Below are 18,568 nucleotides of genomic sequence, written 5' to 3'. Positions count from 1 at the left end.
TGGAATGCGGAATTCAGGCTCAGGCCGGGCGCTGCGCAGCGCGGGCCGGCGGTGGCGTCATGCCCAGGCCCAGCAGCAGCCAGGCGAGGCAGAGGCCCCCGGTGGTTATCCAGACAGCATCGACCCCGAGGCGCTGCGCCAGCATACCGCCGATGACGCCGCCAAGGAACAGGCCGAGGGACTGGGTCGTATTATAAATCCCCAGGGCCGCCCCCTTGGCTTCCGGCGGCGCAATGCGGGAAATGAGGGAGGGCTGGGTGGCTTCGAGAATGTTGAAGGCGACGAAGAAGGCGGTCAGCAGCAGGGCCAAGGGCCACAGGCCCTGACCAAAGAGACCGAAGCCGGCCTGCACCAGCAGCAGCAGGACGATGGCACCGAGGAACACCGGTTTCATGCGGCCCCGCTTCTCGGCGGCAATCACCGCCGGCACCATGAAGGCGAAGGACACCAGCACGGCAGGCAGATAGACCTTCCAGTGCTCGGCCACGGGCAGGCCGCCGGTCTGCACCAGGGCGGCCGGCACCAGCACCCACATGGCGGTCTGTGTCAGGTGCAGGGCGAACACGCCGAAGTTGAGGCGCAACAGCTGGGGGTGGAAAAGCACCTGGGCGAAGCGGGTGCGCCCGCCATCCACCAGCAGTTTCGGCGCCGGAGGCACCACCTTATAGAGAGCAACGATGGCCAGCAGGGCCAGCACGCCGGTCAGCCCGAAAATGCCGGCCATACCGATGGCAGCATAGAGCAGGGGCGCAGCCACCAGGGAAAGGGCGAAGACCAGGCCGATGGAGGAGCCAATCATGGCCATCACCTTGGTGCGGTGCTGCTCCCGGGTCAGATCGGCGGCCAGGGCGGTGACGGCGGCAGAAATGGCACCGGCCCCCTGCAACACCCGGCCGGCAATGATCAGGGGCAGATTGTCGGCCACGGCGGCGATGAAGCTGCCCAGGGCGAAGAGCAGCAGACCAAAGACGATCACCGGCTTGCGCCCGAAGCGGTCCGAGGCGATGCCGTAGGGAATCTGGAAGAGAGCCTGGGTCAGGCCATAGGCGCCAATGGCCAACCCGACCAGGGCCGTGTTGCCACCGCTGGGCAGCGTATGGGCGTGGACGGCGAAGACAGGCAGGATGAGGAAAAGGCCCAGCATACGCAGGGCGAAGATGGAGGCCAGGCTGGCGCCGGCGCGGCGCTCCTCTGGCGTCATGGCATCACCGGCGGCGCCGGTATCGGGCAAGGGCTGAGCAGACACGGGGAATGGCAAAACAGGCGGGAAAGGCAGGGGCGAATCTTAGCAGGTTTGCCCGCCCCCTTGCTGTCAGCCACAGCTTTCACCACCCCGCCCCGGGGCCGGCCCGGAGCAATGCCACGCCCGCCGCGGCCCCGCACGACTCACGCCCGGCCACGCCCACCACCCCGCTCCAGCCCATCGCCCCGGAGCAATCGTTCGGCTTTCCGAACGCTATCACCAGCGCCAGTACGGATTTCCGAACAACACGCTGCAAGACAGGTCGCCACCTCCTTTAAAAACAAGGCACTACCACTATCCACCTCTGTCTTACGACTGGCACGACCCGTGCTGATAGGCCAGGGCCGCCGGCGAGCGGCCAAACCAAGACAGACAGAGGAGACACCATGAATACCCCCCATCGCGTCGAGCACGACCTGCTGGGCGACCGCAAGGTCCCGGCCGAGGCCTACTACGGCGTCCATACCCTGCGGGCGGTGGAGAACTTCCCCATCACCGGCACCCCCATCTCCATCTACCCGGACCTGATCCGGGCCCTGGCCCAGATCAAGCTGGCCGCCGCCCGGGCCAACCAGCAGCTGGACCTGCTGGAAGCCCCCCTGGCCGAAGCCATCGTCGCCGCCTGCCAGGAGGTAATCGCCGGCAAGCTGCACGAGCAGTTCGTGGTGGACGTCATCCAGGGCGGTGCCGGCACCTCCACCAACATGAACGCCAACGAGGTCATCGCCAACCGGGCCCTGGAACTGATGGGCCACGCCAAGGGCGAGTACCAGTACCTGCACCCCAACCAGCACGTGAACATGAGCCAGTCCACCAACGACGTCTATCCGTCGGCGCTGAAGCTGGCCACCTACGTCGGCATCTTCCGCCTGGTGGACGCCCTGGCCTATCTGCGCCGCACCTTCGAGCGCAAGGCCGAGGAATTCAAGGACGTGCTGAAGATGGGCCGCACCCAGCTGCAGGACGCAGTGCCCATGACCCTGGGCCAGGAATTCTCCACTTACGCCGTGATGCTGGGCGAGGACGAGGAACGGCTGAAGGAAGCCGCCCTGCTGATCCGGGAAATCAACCTGGGGGCCACCGCCATCGGCACCGGCATCAACGCCCACCCGGACTACGCGCCCCTGGTCTGCCGCCTGCTGGCCGAAACCAGCGGCGTGCCGGTCATCACCGCTCCCAACCTGGTGGAAGCGACCCAGGACTGCGGCTCCTTCGTGCAGCTCTCCGGCGTGCTGAAGCGGGTGGCGGTGAAGCTCTCCAAGACCTGCAACGACCTGCGCCTGCTCTCCTCCGGCCCCCGCGCCGGCTTCGGCGAGATCAACCTGCCGCCGCGCCAGGCCGGCTCCTCCATCATGCCGGGCAAGGTCAATCCGGTGATCCCGGAGGTGGTGAACCAGATCGCCTTTGAGGTCATCGGCAACGACCAAACTGTCACCTTCGCCGCCGAGGCGGGCCAGCTCCAGCTCAACGCCTTCGAGCCCATCATCGCCCACAGCCTGTTCAAGAGCGTCACCCACCTGCGCCAGGGCTGCCTGACCCTGGCCGACCGCTGCGTGGACGGCATCACCGCCAACCGGGATGCCCTGCGGGCCCGGGTGGAGAACTCCATCGGCATCGTCACCGCCCTCAACCCCTACATCGGCTACGCCGCCGCCACCTCGGTGGCTGCCGAAGCCCTGGAATCGGGCAAGGGCGTGGCCGAGATCGTGCTGGCCCGGGGCCTCATGAGCCGGGCCGAGCTGGACGACGTACTGCGCCCCGAGGTGCTGACCCAGCCCCGGGCCCTGCCCCACAAGGCCGCCTGAGCCCGCACCGGCCACCGACTGCCTTCCGCTTTTACCTGCTTTTCACTCTTTGACCGCCGCCCCCGCGGCAACGGAGCCTCACCATGAAAATGAACAAGCTCACCACCTGGATCGTCCTGGCCATGCTGGCCGGGGTCGGCGTCGGCTATGCCTGCCACGCCCTGGCCCCGGATGCCGCCACCGCCAAGGAAATCGCCGGTTACTTCAGCATCCTCACCGACATCTTCCTGCGCCTGATCAAGATGATCATCGCCCCCCTCATCTTCGCCACCCTGGTGGCGGGCCTGGCCAACATGGGCGACGCCAAGGCCGTGGGCCGCGTCGGCGGCCGCGCCCTGGGCTGGTTCATCTGCGCCTCTTTCTGTTCCCTGCTCATCGGCCTGCTCTTCGCCAATGTGCTGCAGCCCGGCCACGCCTTGAGCGTGCCCCTGCCCGAGTCCGCCGCCGGCCTCAACCTGAAGACTGGGGCCCTCAACCTGAAGGACTTCATCACCCACGTCTTCCCCAAGAGCATCATGGAAGCCATGGCCGGCAATGAAGTGCTGCAGATTCTGGTCTTCGCCCTGTTCTTCGGCCTGGCCCTGGGCCACCTGCACAACCAGACCGCCCGCTCCCTGGTGAATACCATGGACGAAGTGGTGCACGTCATGCTGAAGGTCACCGACTACGTCATGCGCTTCGCCCCCTTCGGCGTCTTCGGCGCCGTCGCCGGTGCCATCACCACCAACGGCCTGGGCATGTTGCTGGTTTTCGGCAAGTTCATGGGCAGCTTCTACATCGCCCTGGCCGCCCTGTGGGCCCTCCTGATCCTGGCCGGCTTCATCGTGCTCGGCAAGGATGTCTTCCGCCTCATCAAGCTGGTGCGCGGCCCGCTGCTGGTGGGCTTCTCCACCGCTTCCAGCGAGTCCGTGTACCCCAAGCTGATGGAGCAGCTGGAGAAGTTCGGCATCAAGACCCGCGTCACCGGCTTCGTCCTGCCCCTGGGTTATTCCTTCAACCTGGACGGCTCCATGATGTACACCACCTTCCTGGCCCTGTTCATCGCCCAGGCCTACGACATCCCCATGAGCCTGACCGCCCAGATCACCATGCTGCTGGTGCTGATGGTCTCCTCCAAGGGGATCGCCGGCGTGCCCCGGGCCTCCCTGGTGGTGGTGGCCGCCGTGCTGCCCATGTTCAACCTGCCGGAAGCCGGCCTGCTGCTGGTGCTGGGCATCGACCACTTCCTCGACATGGGCCGCACCGTCACCAACGTGCTGGGCAATTCCATCGCCACTGCCGTGGTGGCCAAGTGGGAAGGCGCCATCGACCCGGTGAGCGAGGAGCTGGCCGAGGCCGAGGAATCCCTGCCGGTGCCGGAAGACGAGCCCCTGGTGGCCAAGGCCGCGGCCTGAGCCAACGCCAGCAAGACGGCCGGCGCCCCCATGTTCGCCCTGTTCCTCAAGAGCCTGCTGGGGGCCTTGGCCGTCCTGCTCATTGCCCTGCTGTCTCGTAGCAAGAGCTTCTTCATCGCCGGCCTGGTGCCGCTCTTTCCCACCTTCGCCCTGATCGCCCATGCCATTGTCGGCGGCGAGCGGGGCATGGCGGAGCTGCGCACCACGGCCCTCTTCGGGCTGTGGTCCCTGGCGCCCTACGGCATTTACCTGTTGATGGTCTATTGGCTGAGCCTGCGCTGCAGTCTCACCGTCACCCTGGCCAGTGCCACGGTGGCCTGGCTGGGCGCTGCCGGCGTGCTGCTCCTGGCCTGGACCCGGCTGTTTCCAGCCGCTCACTGAACCGGGCAGGCAGCTGCCGTCACGGGCTGCCCGCCCCACCGTTGTCTTATCCCTCCGCTTTGGCCCGGCATACAATGCCGGGCACTTTTTTCGAGCCCCGACATGGATTTCAACTGGTTCCTTCTCGCTCCCGCTGCCTTTTTCGCCGGCATGGTAGATGCCGTGGTGGGTGGCGGCGGATTGATCCAGGTGCCCGTGCTGCTCTCCCAGTTTCCCCAGACCGCCATTCCCACCCTGTTCGGCACCAACAAGGTGTCGTCCATCGCCGGCACCGGCGCCTCCCTGTGGCGCTATGCCCGTTCCGTTTCGATTCCCTGGGCCGTGGTCCTGCCCGCCACCCTGGCCGCCCTGCTCGGCGCCTGGCTGGGCGCCGCCGTGGTGGCCTGGCTGCCCCGGGAGGCCATGCGCCCCCTGGTGCTGATCCTCATGCTGGCCGTGGCCATCTACACCTTCCGCCGCAAGGACCTGGGCCACAGCGCCACGCGAGAGCTGACCCGGGCCGACCGCTGGCGCGGCCTGCTGCTGGGCCTGGCCATCGGCTTCTACGACGGCTTCTTCGGCCCCGGCACCGGCAGCTTCCTGATCTTCGGCTTCGTCCGCTTCTTCGGCATGGACTTCCTCAAGGCCTCGGCCAGCGCCAAGGTCATCAACACTGCCACCAACATTTCCGCCATTGCCTTCTTCGCCAGCCACGGCCCCATCCTGTGGACCGTCGGCCTGCTCATGGCCGCCTGCAACCTGGCCGGCGCTCAGGTGGGCACTTGGCTGGCCCTGAAGCGGGGCGCCGGCTTCGTGCGCCAGGCTTTTCTCATCATCGTCGCCGTGCTGATCGTCAAGCTGGGCTGGGACATGGTCGCGCCCTGGCTTTCCGCCTGGTCAGCTTCCTGAACGGCTGCCGGCGCGGCCTCATCCCGACCCCGGCCACCACTCCGCCAGCCCCCCACGCGCCCTGCCAGCCCGGCATAATCCGGAAATCCGAACGCGGCCCCTGACACGCCGATACGCCCATGCCCCCCAGCCCGCGCCTCACCCGCCTCCTCCTGCTCATCCTGGGCCTTGCCGCCCTGGTGGGCGGCACCAGCCTGCTTGCCTTCCGCCTCAGCCTGGCCATGGGTCTGGCCGATCTCCAGGCCACCGGGCGCCACCGGCTGGATCTCTACGCCACCAGCCTGGAGCGGGAAATCGACAAGTACGCCTACTTCCCCACCACCCTGGGCCTGGAGAAGGATGTGCTGCACCTGCTGGCAACGCCCCGCCCGACGCCGGCCCAGACCGAGGAGGTGAATCTCTACCTGGAGCAGCTCAACGAACGGGCCGGCACCCTCTCCATCTACGTGCTCAACGCCAAGGGCCAGGTCATGGCCACCAGCAACTGGCGGCGGCCCGACAGCTTTCTCGGCGAAGACCTCTCCTTCCGCCCCTATTTCCGCCAGGCCCTGGATACGGGCAGCGGCCGCTTTTTCGGCATCGGCACCACCCGGGGCGAGCCGGGCTACTACCTAGCCTCGGCCCTGACCAACGGACAGGGCACGGTGGGGGTGGCGGTGCTCAAGGTGGGCCTGCAGCAGCTGGAGAAGACCTGGGCCACGGTGGAAGCCCCGGCCCTGGTGGCGGACGAGAACGGCGTGGTCATCCTGGCCTCGGTGCCGGACTGGAAATTCACTACCCTGAAGCCCCTGGACGACGAAACCCGGCGGGCCTTCGACCAGACCCAGCAATACAACCGCCGCGCCCTCAACCCCCTGGGAGTGGCTGAACTGGCCCAGCTCGACCACGGTGCCCGCCTGGTGCGCCTGCCCAAGGCCGGGCCGGAGATGGTGTCGATGTTCCCCGTGGCCGGCATCTTCCTCGCCCAGTCCCAGCCCCTGCCGGGCACGCCCTGGAGCATCACCGTCTTTTCCCACCAGGAGCAGGTGCGAGAGATTGCCGCCAACCGGGCCGCCCTGGCCGGCATCGGCGCGGCTTTCCTGTGCATCGTCGCCCTCATGTTCAACGAGCGGCGGCGCCACGTGAAAGACCGCCTGGCCGCCCGGGAAGCCCTGCAAAAGGCCCACGACGAGCTGGAGCGCAAGGTGGAGGAGCGCACCGCCGATCTCTCCGCCGCCAACGCCCGCCTGCAGGAAGAAGTGGCAGAGCGCACCCGGGCCGAACGCACCTTGAGATCGGCCCAGGATGAACTGGTGCAGGCCGGTAAGCTGGCGGTGATCGGCCAGCTCTCCGCCGGCCTGGCCCACGAGCTGAACCAGCCCCTGGCGGCCCTGCGCACCCTCTCCGGCAATGCCCGCAAGTTCCTCGCCCGGGGCGACCAGGAAACCGCCGGCAGCAACCTGGAGCGCATCGGCGAACTGGTGGACCGCATGGGCCGCCTTACCGGCCAGCTGAAATCCTTCGCCCGCAAATCCACCGGCCAGCCCCAGGCCGTGCCCCTGCGCCGGGCCGTGGAAAACGCCCTCTTCCTGCTCGAGCAGCGCCTCAAGAAAGCCGGCGTGGTGGCCTGTATCGACCTGCCGGAGGAGGAATTGCAAGCCTGGTGCGACCCCAACCGGCTGGAGCAGGTGCTGGTGAACCTGGCCGCCAATGCCCTCGACGCCATGGCCGACTGCGCCGACCCCGCCCTCGACATCAGCGCCCGGCGCGCCGGGGAGCGGCTTGTCATCCAGGTGCGGGACCGGGGGCCGGGCCTGGACGAAGAAGCCCGGGCCCACCTCTTCGAGCCCTTCTTCACCACCAAGGAAGCCGGCAGCGGCCTGGGCCTGGGCCTGGCCATTTCCGCCGGCATCGTCGCCGATTCCAACGGCACACTGAGCGGGGACAACCACCCCGACGGCGGCGCCGTATTCACCCTGGACCTGCCGGCTGCTCCCGCCGCCGCCCCTGGAACCCCCTCATGAGCCAACAAGACTCCCTACAAGTGCTGCTGGTGGAAGACGACCCGGACGTGCGCCTGGGCTGCGAACAGGCCCTGCAACTGGAAGACATTGCGGTGAGCAGCGTCGATAGCGCCGAGAAGGCCCGCCGCCGCTTGAGCCGTGACTTTCCCGGCATCGTCGTCAGCGACATCCGCCTGCCGGGCATGGACGGCATGGCCCTGCTGGCGGAACTGCAGGCCATCGACCCGGATCTGCCGGTGGTGCTCATCACCGGCCACGGCGACGTTTCCCTGGCGGTGCAGGCCATGAAGGGCGGCGCCCACGACTTCATCGAAAAGCCCTTCTCCCCCGACTACCTGGTGGAAGTGGTGCGCCGCGCCCTGGACAAGCGCCGCCTGACCCTGGAGGTACGGCAACTCAGGGCCCGCCTGGAAAGCCGGGACCAGCTGGAAGCCCGCCTCATCGGACGCTCCCCGGCCATGGTCAAGGTGCGCCAGCTGGTGGCCGACTTAGGCAACAGCGCCGCCGACATCCTCATCCACGGCGAAACCGGCACCGGCAAAGAACTGGTGGCCCGCTGCCTGCACGAGGCAGGGCCGAGGCGCAACGGCAACTTCGTCGCCATCAACTGCGGCGGCCTGCCAGAAACCCTCTTCGAGAGCGAAATTTTCGGCCACGAGGCCGGCGCCTACACTGGCGCCGCCAAAAAGCGCATCGGCAAGATCGAGTACGCCAGCGGCGGCACCCTGTTCCTGGACGAAATCGAGTCCATGCCCATCGCCATGCAGATCAAGCTGCTGCGGGTGTTGCAGGAACGCAGCCTGGAGCGCCTGGGCTCCAACACGCCCATTCCCGTGGATTGCCGGGTGATCGCCGCCACCAAGGCGGATTTGAAGGAACTCTCCGACCAGGGCCGCTTCCGCGCCGACCTCTATTACCGGCTGAACGTCGCCACCCTGCCCCTGCCGCCCCTGCGGGAGCGGCGGGAGGACATTCCGCTGCTCTTCGAACACTTCCTGCTGCAGGCCGCCGCCCGCCACGAGCGGCCGGTGCCCGCGGCCGACCCGGCCCGCATGGGGCCGCTGATGGCCTATGACTGGCCTGGGAATGTGCGGGAATTGCGCAACGTAGCGGATCGTTGCGTGTTGGGGATTGAGGCGGGGGTGGCACCGTTCGCCGTGGCCGCGCCGTCCGGGCCGCGGCCGTTGGCGGAGACGGTGGAGGCGTTTGAGCGGGCGTTGATTGCGGATGCGTTAGCCCGCAATGGGGCAAGTCTGGCGCGGACTGCGGAGGCGCTGGGGGTGGCCAAGACGACTTTGCATGACAAGATTCGGAAGTATCGGTTGGGGGAACAGGGGTAGGTTTTAGCCCTGGGCTGTATTGGGTTGGGGCTTTGAGGGTGATTTTCCCTCGGGCGTGATTTTTAGTTTTACCGCCGGGTTCCGCGCCTGACGCGCGGGTTACTTTCTTTTGTATCGCCAAAAGATAAGTAACCAAAGAAAACGCGAGCCCGGTTTGGCGCCCCGCGTTCCGCGGGGTTCCCTGCGCTACTCGCTTCCGGCGGGGGCTGCGCAACTCGGCCTACGGCCTCAAACAGTGCTCGCCCTTTTCCCGCCAGAAGCTCCGTTGCTCGGCGCCGCACAGGGCGAAGGGGCACCTTCACTCCATTTTGCAAAATGTCTAACACAAAAAGTACCAAAAACGAGCCCTATGCCCCCCTGAAAATTATTAGTTCACATTTGCTCCTACACCCTCAAGTGGATTGTGCGGTGAGGGAGGAGCCTTTCGTATAGCACGCAGCCTAGTCATCACTTCGTCGCCATAGGGGGTAAGAGTCCAATAGGTACCTGAATCTTTTACGCTACGGGCTTTTTCACTTTTCGCCATCAGACCCAGAGCACGAAGTTGAATTTTTACCGTCTGGAAGTCTTGATCATCTAGCGTAATTCGGATGATTTTACGTCCTACAAATTCCCGTTCGTTTGCAACCACAGGCCCGAGCTTTTCCTGCACCAATGAATCTAATGCTTTTTTCAATTGAGCCTCGGGTGCTTCATGAATCATCAATGGTGCAACTGACGAAAAAATATCGTTCCACGTCAAATCTTGGGAATAGCTCCAATCTTTATCGCCGTAACCAGAATGACTAGGTTGTCGAGTAGTAACAAGGCAGTTCAACTCGTGGGAGTCAGTGCCTTGAGAAAGATTTTCTGCGCCCTTTGGGGCTGTAATACGGCTCTTTGCAAGCTCAACCTGAAGTTCATCGACTTGACGCCGAAGTCGCAATAATTCTGACATTGCATCTTTGTCAGGTAGCTCATTAGCCCGAACCCATCCAATCCCGGGCGCTGATTTAATCAACTGAATCAGACTACGGCTAACAACTGACCCGAGGTCTGCAGCTGACTCCCAATGCTTGCAGAGGCGTTGTTCAACAAGAGCTCGAAACGCAGCAAGCCTCTCCCTTCCCTCCTGCGACTGTTCACTCTTGTCTGCCACGATTTGGCCAGGATTACGGTGTAGGAAAGAGATGATGGGCTTACCAGTATCTAGCGCATATCGATACTCCATCTCCGTATAGCTAAAGCCTTCAGGTCCGATTGAGCCATATCGCCCGCCCAAGATGAGAATGTAATAGTCACAGTCGTCAATAACGCGTTTGATCAAATTCCACTGAGACTCGTTCGCTGCAGGAAACAACTCCATGCCCGCTGGCATGCAATCCAACTCTAGCAATGCATGCATCACTTCCTGCCGTTCATCCTCAAGATCTCGGAAAGTGCTACTAACGAAGACCTGAAATCTCTTTTCTGGCATGGCTTTTGGGGTTCCGTACGTAGAAAGTTGTGTTCTCGGTATTAAATTATCATTTTCTTCCCGTGACTAAACTACACATTNCCCCCCCCCGCCGAGCAGCGCAAGGCGGGCGGGGGGTTGTCGGCGAGGACTGTCTGAGGCCCGCAGGGCCGAGTTCCGCAGCCGCCCCGCTCGACTGAGCAGCGCAGGGGAGCCCGAAGGGCCGGGGGTGAGGGTTCCCCTTCTTTTGGTTCCCTTTCTTGGGGAAGCAAGAAAAGGAACACGCGCGGCGGCGCGGAACCCAGCCGCCAATCAACCCACCACGTCCAACGAATCCAAAAGCCTCAAGCCGCCGAACCCGATTCTGATCCCAAGGCAGAAGGATCATCATCCCCCTTCGTCACCTCAATTCCCCAATCCCCAAACTCATACCAATCCTCTCCCAGCAACTCCATCGGATGCTGGGTCCGGCTCGAGCCGTTGCCGCAGAGCATGTTGTCCGTCGCGCAATATTTGTCGCACCCCCAGCAGATGCGCTCGGGGTGTTTGGGGTGGAGAGGGAATTTCTTGGACATGGACGCAGTACCTGCACGGGAATGGGGCAAGAGGGTGGGCCACCCATACCCGAGTAAAATACTCGGGAAAAAAGATGCACGGCCTGATCCTCATCAAAAAATTACCGGACAGTGCTGAGAGGCGTATTACGGGGAAGGCTGGAGGCCAGAGAAGGAGCCCCCAGAAACTGCCGTACGGCAAATAACAGAGGATGTTGGAGCAGTCCCTCGAAACGACGCTAAGTCCGCGGTACTATTGAGAAATTTTCCACATTGCAGGCCCGGGGGACGGGATACACTTGCTACATCTAAAGTCATATAACCTATAGAGGCCCGCATCTCCGGCTGCCCGCCTTTACTTCCGCCACTATCACCTTTTCAGCCAACCGCACGCACCATGCCATCTCACCAGCAGCTGATGCAAATCATCGGCATTCAGACCGAAATCGCCAAGCTTGGGCTCGACCTGGGCGGAGTCATGCAGTACATCGTGGAACAAACCCTGGGCCTGATTGATGCGAATGGGGCGGCCATTGAACTGGCGGAAGACGGGGACATGGTCTACCGGGCGGCGGCGGGTATTGCTGGGCCGCAGTTGGGGTTGCACCTGAAAATCAACGCCAGTCTTTCCGGGCTCAGCGTCATCAGCGGTGAAACCCTGAACTGCACGGATTCGGAAACGGACCCGAGGGTGGATCGGGAGGCCTGCCGCAAGGTGGGCCTGCGTTCCATGATCGTCATGCCGCTCAAGCACAAGGGCGTCACTGTGGGGGTGCTAAAAGCCATGTCTGCGGAGCCGAACAAGTTCCAGCAACGGGACATGATGCTGCTGGGGATGCTCTCGGAAGTAGTGGCCGCGGCGATGTATTTTTCGGCCAAGTACGACAGCGACGACCTGTTTTACAAGGCGACCCACGACGGCATGACCGGGCTGGCCAACCGGGCCCTGTTCATGGACCGGCTGAAGAACGTGGTGGCCCACAGCCATCGGGAATGCCAGCCTTCCGGCGTGCTGATGATCGACATGGATGGTCTGAAGCAGATCAACGATGTCTATGGGCACCGGGTGGGGGATGCCGTACTGGTGGAATTTTCCCAGCGGGTGAAGGCGGGTACGCGTAGCACGGACACGGTGGCCCGGTTGGGGGGCGACGAATTCGGCGTCATCCTGACACCCATCGAGGATGTGGAAAGCATTGATGCAGCCGTCCGGCGCATTGACGAGGAAATCCGCCGCCCCTTCTTCTTCGAGGACCAGCCTTACCAACTGGAAGCAAGCATCGGCGCGGCCGTCACCCCGGTGGATGGTTCCGAGTCCGACCGTTTGTTGGAAGTAGCGGACAAGCGCATGTATGCCACCAAGCGGCGGCGCAAGCAGCCGGCCAGCTGAACCTGACGGCGGTGGTTTGCCGGGGCCATTTGTTGCGCCGCTCCCGTTCCCCCGCGTTTCCAGACGCCTCGCTGCCACGCCCAACGGGGCGACTCCAGCCCCTATCCAGCCGTAAGGACCTTTCCTATACTGGCGACATAACCCACAACAGCGAGGAGTACTGCCATGCCGTTCCTGCATCGCACCACCACTGCCCTGTTCATCGCCGCCGGCCTGCTGGCGGCCGGTAGCGCCAGCGCCACGGCCCTGGACAAGGTCACCGTCACCGCCGCACCGGCCGGCCAGCCGAGCCAGATCACCATTTCCGCCAAGGATGTGGATGAAACGTCCGTCTGCGGCCTGCGCGTCAAGTTCGGCGACGGCCAGGAAATCGTGGAAAAGGTGGGCAGCCGCTCCCACGAGGGTTTTCCCCGCACCTTCAGCCACGTCTATGCCAAGCCGGGCAACTACCAGGTGAAGGTGGATGGCAAGCGCAAGGGCACCTACTTCCCCTGCGTGGGCGAGGCTGAAACCACCGCCTCCATCGGCGGCGGGGCTGGCGCTGCGGCGGGTGGCACCCTCTGTCCCCAGGGCTGGGCCCAGCAGGGCAAGACCCGCAAGGATGGCGGCTTCACCTGTGGCCCGGCGAAGGGGTCCAAGAATCCGGCCAAACCGGAACATCCGCTGAACTGCCCGGCGGGCACCGAGTATTTCACCAAGGGCAAGGCTCTGGGCTGCGAGGCCAGCCGCTAAGGGGGTCTTTCCAAATGCAAAAAGGGCCGGCCATGGCGCCGGCCCTTTGCTTTGCGGGTTCGTCAGGTGGTGCCCGGCCCCGGTTTGGCAGATAGGGGCAATTACCGGGGGGCGAGTTTGCCGGATTCCTGAATCCAGGATTGGGCCTGGGCCAGGGTGGCGAAAACGCGATGGCGGAAGCTGGGCACCACTTGGGGCGCCAGCACCGAGCGGATCTGCTCCCCCACTTCTCCCTCGGGAATGACGAAGGCCACCCTCAGGCGGGGGTTGGTAACGCTGACGCCGATGGTCAGGGCTGCGGCATCGGTCATGGCGGAGTGGTCGATGTCCAGGGAGGTAACCTGGCTGAAATCGTTGATCACCGCTTCCAGGCGGTCAAAGCGTTCGTCTTCACACACCGCCCGCACCGAGCGGACGAAATCGCTGCCCGTCACCTGGGCGGCGAAGCGTTTGTGCACCTGATGATCCCGCCATTCATTGACGAAAGACACGGTGGTCTCCTCTTTTTGGTTTGACGGCATGACGGGGCGGTCTGCCTCTGGCTGCCCACGACACCTCACTACGCCCTGCCGCCTGCCCCCTGCGGGGCAACGGTGCCTGAAGCCATACCGGCAGGCTACGGGTGGGCAATGCGCACAATGCGCGGCATAGGCAATCGCAACCACCTGAACAACCGCAGCAAGCACGACAGCATATGGCGCCCTGCATGACACCTTACTCCTTCCCCCGGACCAAGGGCACTGCCGGCACCCCGCAGCAGCCCGCCAGAACAATACCCACGGCCCTTGAGCAGCGGTATAGTGTGCCAACAACATCATCAACCCCGCCGCCCCGCACCGGCCCCCGGCCGGCCTGGCGGCCAAGGTGCCCTAGACCATGACCCAACCCACCTCCCCCCATACCTGGCGCTTCTTCCGCGCCGGCGGCTTCGACCAGGTACGCCTGGATCGGGCCGAAGACCTGCTCAACCTGGACCAGCTGGACCAGAAGCTGTGGGTTGCCCTCTCCTGCCCCCTGCAGGGCCTGGAGTTCGATCCCCGCACCCTGGCCCTGCTGGATACGGACCAGGACGGCCACATCCGCGCCCCGGAACTGATCGCCGGCCTGCAATGGACCGGCAGCCTGATCCGTGACAAGGCCCTGCTGGCCACTGGTGCCACCCCCCTGCCCCTGGACGCCATTGACGACGCCAGCGATGAGGGACGCCGGGTACTGGCCGCCGCCCGCCGCATCCTGCACAGCCTGGGCAAGGACAACGCCACCGCCCTGTCGGTGGACGACACCGGCGACAGCACCGCCATCTTCGCCGCCGCCCGCCTCAACGGCGATGGCATCGTCACCCCGGCCAATTGCCAGACCGAAGCCGGCACCCCGGACGAAGCCCTGGCCGCCCTGGTGCAGGAAATCATGGATACCCTGGGCAGCGAGGCGGACCGCAGCGGCGAGGCCGGCATCGGCCAGGCCCAGGCCGAACGCTTCCTCAGCGAAGCCCGGGCCTGGTACGACTGGCAGGCTGCCGCCCGCCAGGAAGCCGCCATCCAGCCCCTGGGCGAGGACACCGCTGCCGCCCGGGAAGCCGTGGCCGCCGTGCGGGCCAAGGTGGACGACTATTTCACCCGCTGCCGCCTGGCCGCCTTCGACCCCCGGGCCGGCGAGCTGATGAACGGTGCCGAGGAAGACCTCAAGGCCCTGGCCGCCCGCGCCCTGGGCACCACCGACGAGGCCATCGCCGCCCTGCCCCTGGCCCGGGTGGAAGCCGGCCGCGCCCTGCCCCTGCAGGACGGCATCAACCCGGCCTGGGCCGAACGCATCGCCACCCTGGCCGCTGCCGCAGTGGCGCCCCTGTTGGGCCAGCGCCCGGCCCTGAGCGAAGCCGACTGGCAAGCCCTGCAAGCCCGGCTGGCCGCCTACGAAACCTGGCTGGCCGCCCGGGTGGAAACTCCGGTGGCGGCCCTGGGCGAAGCCCGTATCGCCGCCATTCTCGAGAGTGACCTGCCCGCCCGGCTGACTGCCCTGATTGCCGCCGATGCGGCCCTGGCGGAGGAATTCGAGGCCATCAGCGCCGCCGACCGGCTGGTGCGCTACGTGCGGGACCTGGCCCTGCTGGCCAACAACTTCGTCTCCTTCCGGGATTTCTACACCCGCCGCGGCAAAGCCGTCTTCCAGGCCGGCACCCTGTACCTGGATGGCCGCAGCTGCGAGCTGGTGATCCCGGTGAACGACGCCGGCCGCCACGCCGCCCTGGCCAGCCTTTCCCGCATCTGCCTGGTTTACTGCGACTGCCAGCGCAATGGCGAAAAGATGAGCATTGCCGCCGCCTTTACCGCCGGTGATTCCGACCAGCTGCTGGTGGGCCGCAACGGCGTTTTCTACGACCGCCAGGGCCGGGACTGGGACGCCACCATCACCAAGATCGTGGACCACCCCATCAGCATCCGCCAGGCTTTCTGGGCGCCCTACCGCAAGGTGGCCCGTCTGGTGGGTGAGCAGTTCCAGAAATTTGCCGCCGCCAAGGCCGCCGCCGTGGAGCAGCAATCCGCCGCCCTGGTGGCCGACGGCGCCAAAAAGGTGGAGGCCGCCCCGGCTGCCGCTCCCGCCAAACAGCCGCCGGCACCCTTCGACGCCGGCAAGTTCGCCGGCATCTTCGCCGCCCTGGGTCTGGCCGTGGGCGCCATCGGCACCGCCATCGCCTCCGTCGTCACCGGCTTTCTCGGCCTGCACTGGTGGCAGATGCCCATTGCCATCGGCGGCCTGATGCTGATGGTCTCCGGCCCCTCCATGCTGCTGGCCTGGTTCAAGCTGCGGGGCCGCACCCTCGGCCCCCTGCTGGACGCCAACGGCTGGGCAGTGAATGCCCGGGCCCGCATCAACATCCCCTTCGGCACCGCCCTCACCCAACTGGCCAAGCTGCCGGAAGGGGCGGAGCGGACCCTCACCGACCCCTATGCGGAAAAGCGCCGGGTCTGGCCCTGGGCCCTGCTCTTCGGCATCGCCCTGGCTGTCTTTGCCTGGGTCGTGCTGCGCGGCCACTTCTAAGCCGCCCCCTGTCCCCGCGAGGCCGCCCCATTCGGGCGGCCTCGCGGCGTTTACCGTCCGCCTTTTCTCACCTTCCCGCTGGTTCTCCGGCCAACCGCCGCGACTGTCCCGCAGCCTGAGCGCCCCGCCCTCCGCTCCTGACCTCCCCATCCTTCGCATCGCCTGACCCACCTGTTGCAGGTAAGGCCCTGGTCACTGCAAGCCGCTTTCCTACCGCTTTCCTGCCGCTCCTCCCCCTTCACGTTCCTTTCTTCCGGCTGCCCCAGCCTTGTGCTACCTGGCGGCCTGGCGATTCCGGCCAGTAACGTAAGACAAAACACCGACTCCGCGGCATCGCTCTTACGCTGCTCTTACGCTCACTGCTTATGCTCACGTCAATATCGTTCCCCCATTGCGTCCGCGTCCATGAAACTGACCTCCCTGAGCACCGCCCTGCTGCTGGCCACCGCTACCGCCCACGCCCAAACCCCGCCAGATGCGGGCAGCCTGCAACGGGAGACCGGCAAGGCCCTGCGGGCGCCCACCCCCCGCCCGGCCCTGGGCGCCCCCCAGGCCAAGCCCATGGCGGAAGATGCCAAGGCCCTGCGGGTGACGGTGCGCAGCTTCGTCATCGACGGCGCCTCCCTGATTCCGGTGGCAGAGCTGAGCGCCCTCATCCAGGACCTGACGGGCCAATCCCTGACCCTGGCCGAGCTGGAACAGGCGGCCCAGCGCATCGCCCAGCACTACCGCCAGCGCGGCTGGTATGTACGGGTGTACCTGCCGGTGCAGGACGTCACCGGCGGCGAAATCCGCATCCAGGTGCTGGAAGGACGCTACGGCGGCGTCCAGCGGGAGGACAAGGGCCAGCGGGCCAACGGCCCCTTTGTCGAGGCCGTGGCCACCCGCCGCCTGCAAGCCGGCCAGCCCCTTTCCGCCAGCGACCTGGAACGGGGCCTGCTGCTGGCCAATGACCTTTCCGGCATTCGCGCCACCGGCGTCCTCGAGGCCGGCGAGGAGGCCGGCACCTCGCGCCTGCTGCTGCAGACCGATGACACGCCCTTCGTCACCGGCGACCTCAGCTTCAATAATCAGGGGGTGAAGTCCACCGGGGTGTTCCAGCTGCTCGGCGGCCTGGCCCTCAACAACCTCAGCGGCTACGGCGACCGCCTTTCCCTGCGGGCCCTGACGGCCCAGAACCTGAACAGCCTGACCTTCCAGTACGCCACGCCCCTGGGCAGCGACGGCTGGCGCCTGGGCGCCTCCGCCTCGGCCATGGACTACAAGCTGGGGGACCGTTTCACCAGCCTGCGGGCCGAAGGCCGGGCCACCACGGCGGGCCTCAACCTGGGCTACGCCGTCATTCGCCAGAGCGACCGCAACCTCAACCTGAGCCTGGCGGCGGAACACCGTAACTACGAGGACGACGCCCTGTCCGCCGCCCTGCGCCGGCAGAACATCAATGCCCTGACCCTGGGCCTCAGCGGTGACCGCAACGACGGCCTTGGGGGCGGCGGCGCCTCCTGGGGCAGCCTGCAATACACCCAGGGCCGCCTGCACATCGACGACGTGGCGGGCGACCGGGCGGCGGATGCCGCTGGCCCACGCACCGCGGGCAACTACGGCAAGCTGGCCTTCCAGCTGGCCCGCCTGCAATCCCTCGGCAGCAGCGGCTGGCAACTCCAGGCCGCCCTCAACGGCCAATGGGCCGACGGCAACCTGGGCAGCTCCGAACGCTTCAGCCTCGGCGGCCCCTCCGGCGTGCGGGCCTACCCGGTCAATGAAGGCAGCGGCGACGAGGGCTACCTGCTCAAGCTCGAACTGCAACGGGATTTGGGTGCCGGCTGGCAGGCCCAGGCCTTTTACGACAGCGGCAGCGTGCGCCAGCACAAGAACCCCTGGCGGGGCTGGCAGGGCGGCAGCAACCAGCCCAACCGCTACAGCCTTGCCGGCGCCGGTTTCGGCATCAGCTGGGCCGGTAGCGGCGACTGGCGTCTGACGGCCTCCGTGGCCGCCGCCCTGGGGAGCAATCCTGGAGCCACTGCCGATGGCAAGAACAACGATGGCAGCAAGGCCGGCGACACCCGTTACTGGCTCTCCCTGAGCAAATTCTTCTAAACCCGGCCGCAATAGCCCTCCCACGCCCCCCACGCCACCTTTTCCGCCCCGAGGCCCCCATGAACCACACCTACCGACTCGCTTGGAACGAACAGAGCCAAAGCTACGTGGCCGCGCCGGAAAGTGCCCGGGGTAAGAGCAAAGGGGGACGGGCCTCCCGGGGCGGGCGTCGCCTCAAGCCCCTGGCCCTGGTGGTGGGCAGCCTGCTGGCCGGCTCCGCCCTGGCAGCCCCGCCGGCCGCCAATGCCCTGCCCACCGGCGGGCAGGTAA

15 protein-coding genes are annotated in these 18,568 nt (G+C 65.8%); 11 read left to right on the top strand and 4 right to left on the bottom strand.

Annotated elements, in window-relative coordinates:
* Nucleotides 1–19 precede the first annotated feature (19 nt).
* Nucleotides 20–1,201, bottom strand: coding sequence for an MFS transporter (locus tag AZSI13_RS05235; protein ID WP_109040174.1), 1,182 nt, complete (start codon nucleotides 1,199–1,201; stop codon nucleotides 20–22).
* A 428-nt stretch (nucleotides 1,202–1,629) separates the two neighbouring features.
* On the opposite strand from AZSI13_RS05235, the gene aspA reads away from it, so the two are divergent.
* The 6 genes from aspA (at nucleotide 1,630) to AZSI13_RS05205 (ending at nucleotide 9,054) form a co-directional block, all read left to right on the top strand.
* On the top strand, nucleotides 1,630–3,048 hold the full coding sequence (gene aspA, locus AZSI13_RS05230) for an aspartate ammonia-lyase (protein WP_109040124.1): 1,419 nt from the start codon (nucleotides 1,630–1,632) through the stop codon (nucleotides 3,046–3,048).
* Between the two features lie 83 nt (nucleotides 3,049–3,131).
* Nucleotides 3,132–4,442 (top strand): dicarboxylate/amino acid:cation symporter, encoded by a 1,311-nt coding sequence (locus tag AZSI13_RS05225; protein ID WP_109040123.1) that lies wholly within the window; start codon nucleotides 3,132–3,134, stop codon nucleotides 4,440–4,442.
* Between the two features lie 30 nt (nucleotides 4,443–4,472).
* Complete coding sequence (locus AZSI13_RS05220) at nucleotides 4,473–4,823, top strand: GlpM family protein (RefSeq protein ID WP_109040122.1); 351 nt, start codon at nucleotides 4,473–4,475, stop codon at nucleotides 4,821–4,823.
* 102 nt (nucleotides 4,824–4,925) lie between these two features.
* Nucleotides 4,926–5,711: a sulfite exporter TauE/SafE family protein gene (locus AZSI13_RS05215; RefSeq protein WP_109040121.1), complete on the top strand. Its 786-nt coding sequence runs from the start codon at nucleotides 4,926–4,928 to the stop codon at nucleotides 5,709–5,711.
* A gap of 119 nt (nucleotides 5,712–5,830) precedes the next feature.
* Nucleotides 5,831–7,714, top strand: a complete 1,884-nt coding sequence (locus AZSI13_RS05210) for an ATP-binding protein (protein ID WP_109040120.1) — start codon at nucleotides 5,831–5,833, stop codon at nucleotides 7,712–7,714.
* Nucleotides 7,711–9,054, top strand: coding sequence for a sigma-54 dependent transcriptional regulator (locus AZSI13_RS05205; RefSeq protein WP_109040119.1), 1,344 nt, complete (start codon nucleotides 7,711–7,713; stop codon nucleotides 9,052–9,054). Before AZSI13_RS05210 ends, AZSI13_RS05205 begins: the two co-directional genes overlap by 4 nt.
* Before the next feature lie 367 nt (nucleotides 9,055–9,421).
* Here AZSI13_RS05205 and AZSI13_RS05200 read toward each other — a convergent pair whose 3' ends face one another.
* Nucleotides 9,422–10,510 (bottom strand): DUF4062 domain-containing protein, encoded by a 1,089-nt coding sequence (locus AZSI13_RS05200; RefSeq protein WP_109040118.1) that lies wholly within the window; start codon nucleotides 10,508–10,510, stop codon nucleotides 9,422–9,424.
* 323 nt (nucleotides 10,511–10,833) lie between these two features.
* On the bottom strand, nucleotides 10,834–11,064 hold the full coding sequence (locus AZSI13_RS05195) for a DUF3079 domain-containing protein (protein WP_109040117.1): 231 nt from the start codon (nucleotides 11,062–11,064) through the stop codon (nucleotides 10,834–10,836).
* A gap of 397 nt (nucleotides 11,065–11,461) precedes the next feature.
* On the opposite strand from AZSI13_RS05195, the gene AZSI13_RS05190 reads away from it, so the two are divergent.
* Both AZSI13_RS05190 and AZSI13_RS05185 read left to right on the top strand, forming a co-directional pair.
* Complete coding sequence (locus tag AZSI13_RS05190) at nucleotides 11,462–12,433, top strand: sensor domain-containing diguanylate cyclase (RefSeq protein WP_201262314.1); 972 nt, start codon at nucleotides 11,462–11,464, stop codon at nucleotides 12,431–12,433.
* A 165-nt stretch (nucleotides 12,434–12,598) separates the two neighbouring features.
* A complete protein-coding gene (locus tag AZSI13_RS05185) occupies nucleotides 12,599–13,165 on the top strand; it encodes a hypothetical protein (RefSeq protein WP_109040115.1) in 567 nt (188 codons plus the stop codon).
* A gap of 101 nt (nucleotides 13,166–13,266) precedes the next feature.
* On the opposite strand, the gene AZSI13_RS05180 is transcribed toward AZSI13_RS05185, so the two are convergent.
* Nucleotides 13,267–13,656 carry a hypothetical protein gene (locus tag AZSI13_RS05180; protein ID WP_109040114.1) on the bottom strand — a complete coding sequence of 130 codons (390 nt, stop codon included), beginning with the start codon at nucleotides 13,654–13,656 and terminating at the stop codon, nucleotides 13,267–13,269.
* Nucleotides 13,657–14,041: 385 nt separating this feature from the next.
* On the opposite strand from AZSI13_RS05180, the gene AZSI13_RS05175 reads away from it, so the two are divergent.
* The 3 genes from AZSI13_RS05175 to AZSI13_RS05165 all read left to right on the top strand — a co-directional run.
* Complete coding sequence (locus tag AZSI13_RS05175) at nucleotides 14,042–16,201, top strand: hypothetical protein (RefSeq protein WP_109040113.1); 2,160 nt, start codon at nucleotides 14,042–14,044, stop codon at nucleotides 16,199–16,201.
* A gap of 405 nt (nucleotides 16,202–16,606) precedes the next feature.
* Nucleotides 16,607–18,298 (top strand): ShlB/FhaC/HecB family hemolysin secretion/activation protein, encoded by a 1,692-nt coding sequence (locus tag AZSI13_RS05170; RefSeq protein WP_109040112.1) that lies wholly within the window; start codon nucleotides 16,607–16,609, stop codon nucleotides 18,296–18,298.
* 59 nt (nucleotides 18,299–18,357) lie between these two features.
* On the top strand, nucleotides 18,358–18,568 hold a 211-nt coding region (locus tag AZSI13_RS05165), incomplete at its 3' end, for an ESPR-type extended signal peptide-containing protein (protein ID WP_201262313.1).

The organism is Azospira sp. I13, assembly GCF_003112695.1.
Classification (GTDB): Bacteria; Pseudomonadota; Gammaproteobacteria; order Burkholderiales; family Rhodocyclaceae; genus Azospira.
The sequence above is the reverse complement of the archived record's forward strand: the minus strand, read 5'-3'. Positions and strand labels throughout refer to the sequence as shown.

Excerpts from the sequence above, each read along its gene's own strand:
- AZSI13_RS05175 (WP_109040113.1), top strand. The coding sequence starts at position 14,042 with ATGACCCAACCCACCTCCCCCCATACCTGGCGCTTCTTCCGCGCCGGC.
- AZSI13_RS05195 (WP_109040117.1), bottom strand. The coding sequence starts at position 11,064 with ATGTCCAAGAAATTCCCTCTCCACCCCAAACACCCCGAGCGCATCTGC.
- AZSI13_RS05235 (WP_109040174.1), bottom strand. The coding sequence starts at position 1,201 with ATGACGCCAGAGGAGCGCCGCGCCGGCGCCAGCCTGGCCTCCATCTTC.
- AZSI13_RS05220 (WP_109040122.1), top strand. The coding sequence starts at position 4,473 with ATGTTCGCCCTGTTCCTCAAGAGCCTGCTGGGGGCCTTGGCCGTCCTG.
- AZSI13_RS05200 (WP_109040118.1), bottom strand. The coding sequence starts at position 10,510 with ATGCCAGAAAAGAGATTTCAGGTCTTCGTTAGTAGCACTTTCCGAGAT.
- AZSI13_RS05225 (WP_109040123.1), top strand. The coding sequence starts at position 3,132 with ATGAAAATGAACAAGCTCACCACCTGGATCGTCCTGGCCATGCTGGCC.
- aspA (WP_109040124.1), top strand. The coding sequence starts at position 1,630 with ATGAATACCCCCCATCGCGTCGAGCACGACCTGCTGGGCGACCGCAAG.
- AZSI13_RS05205 (WP_109040119.1), top strand. The coding sequence starts at position 7,711 with ATGAGCCAACAAGACTCCCTACAAGTGCTGCTGGTGGAAGACGACCCG.
- AZSI13_RS05190 (WP_201262314.1), top strand. The coding sequence starts at position 11,462 with ATGCAAATCATCGGCATTCAGACCGAAATCGCCAAGCTTGGGCTCGAC.
- AZSI13_RS05210 (WP_109040120.1), top strand. The coding sequence starts at position 5,831 with ATGCCCCCCAGCCCGCGCCTCACCCGCCTCCTCCTGCTCATCCTGGGC.
- AZSI13_RS05215 (WP_109040121.1), top strand. The coding sequence starts at position 4,926 with ATGGATTTCAACTGGTTCCTTCTCGCTCCCGCTGCCTTTTTCGCCGGC.
- AZSI13_RS05185 (WP_109040115.1), top strand. The coding sequence starts at position 12,599 with ATGCCGTTCCTGCATCGCACCACCACTGCCCTGTTCATCGCCGCCGGC.
- AZSI13_RS05170 (WP_109040112.1), top strand. The coding sequence starts at position 16,607 with ATGAAACTGACCTCCCTGAGCACCGCCCTGCTGCTGGCCACCGCTACC.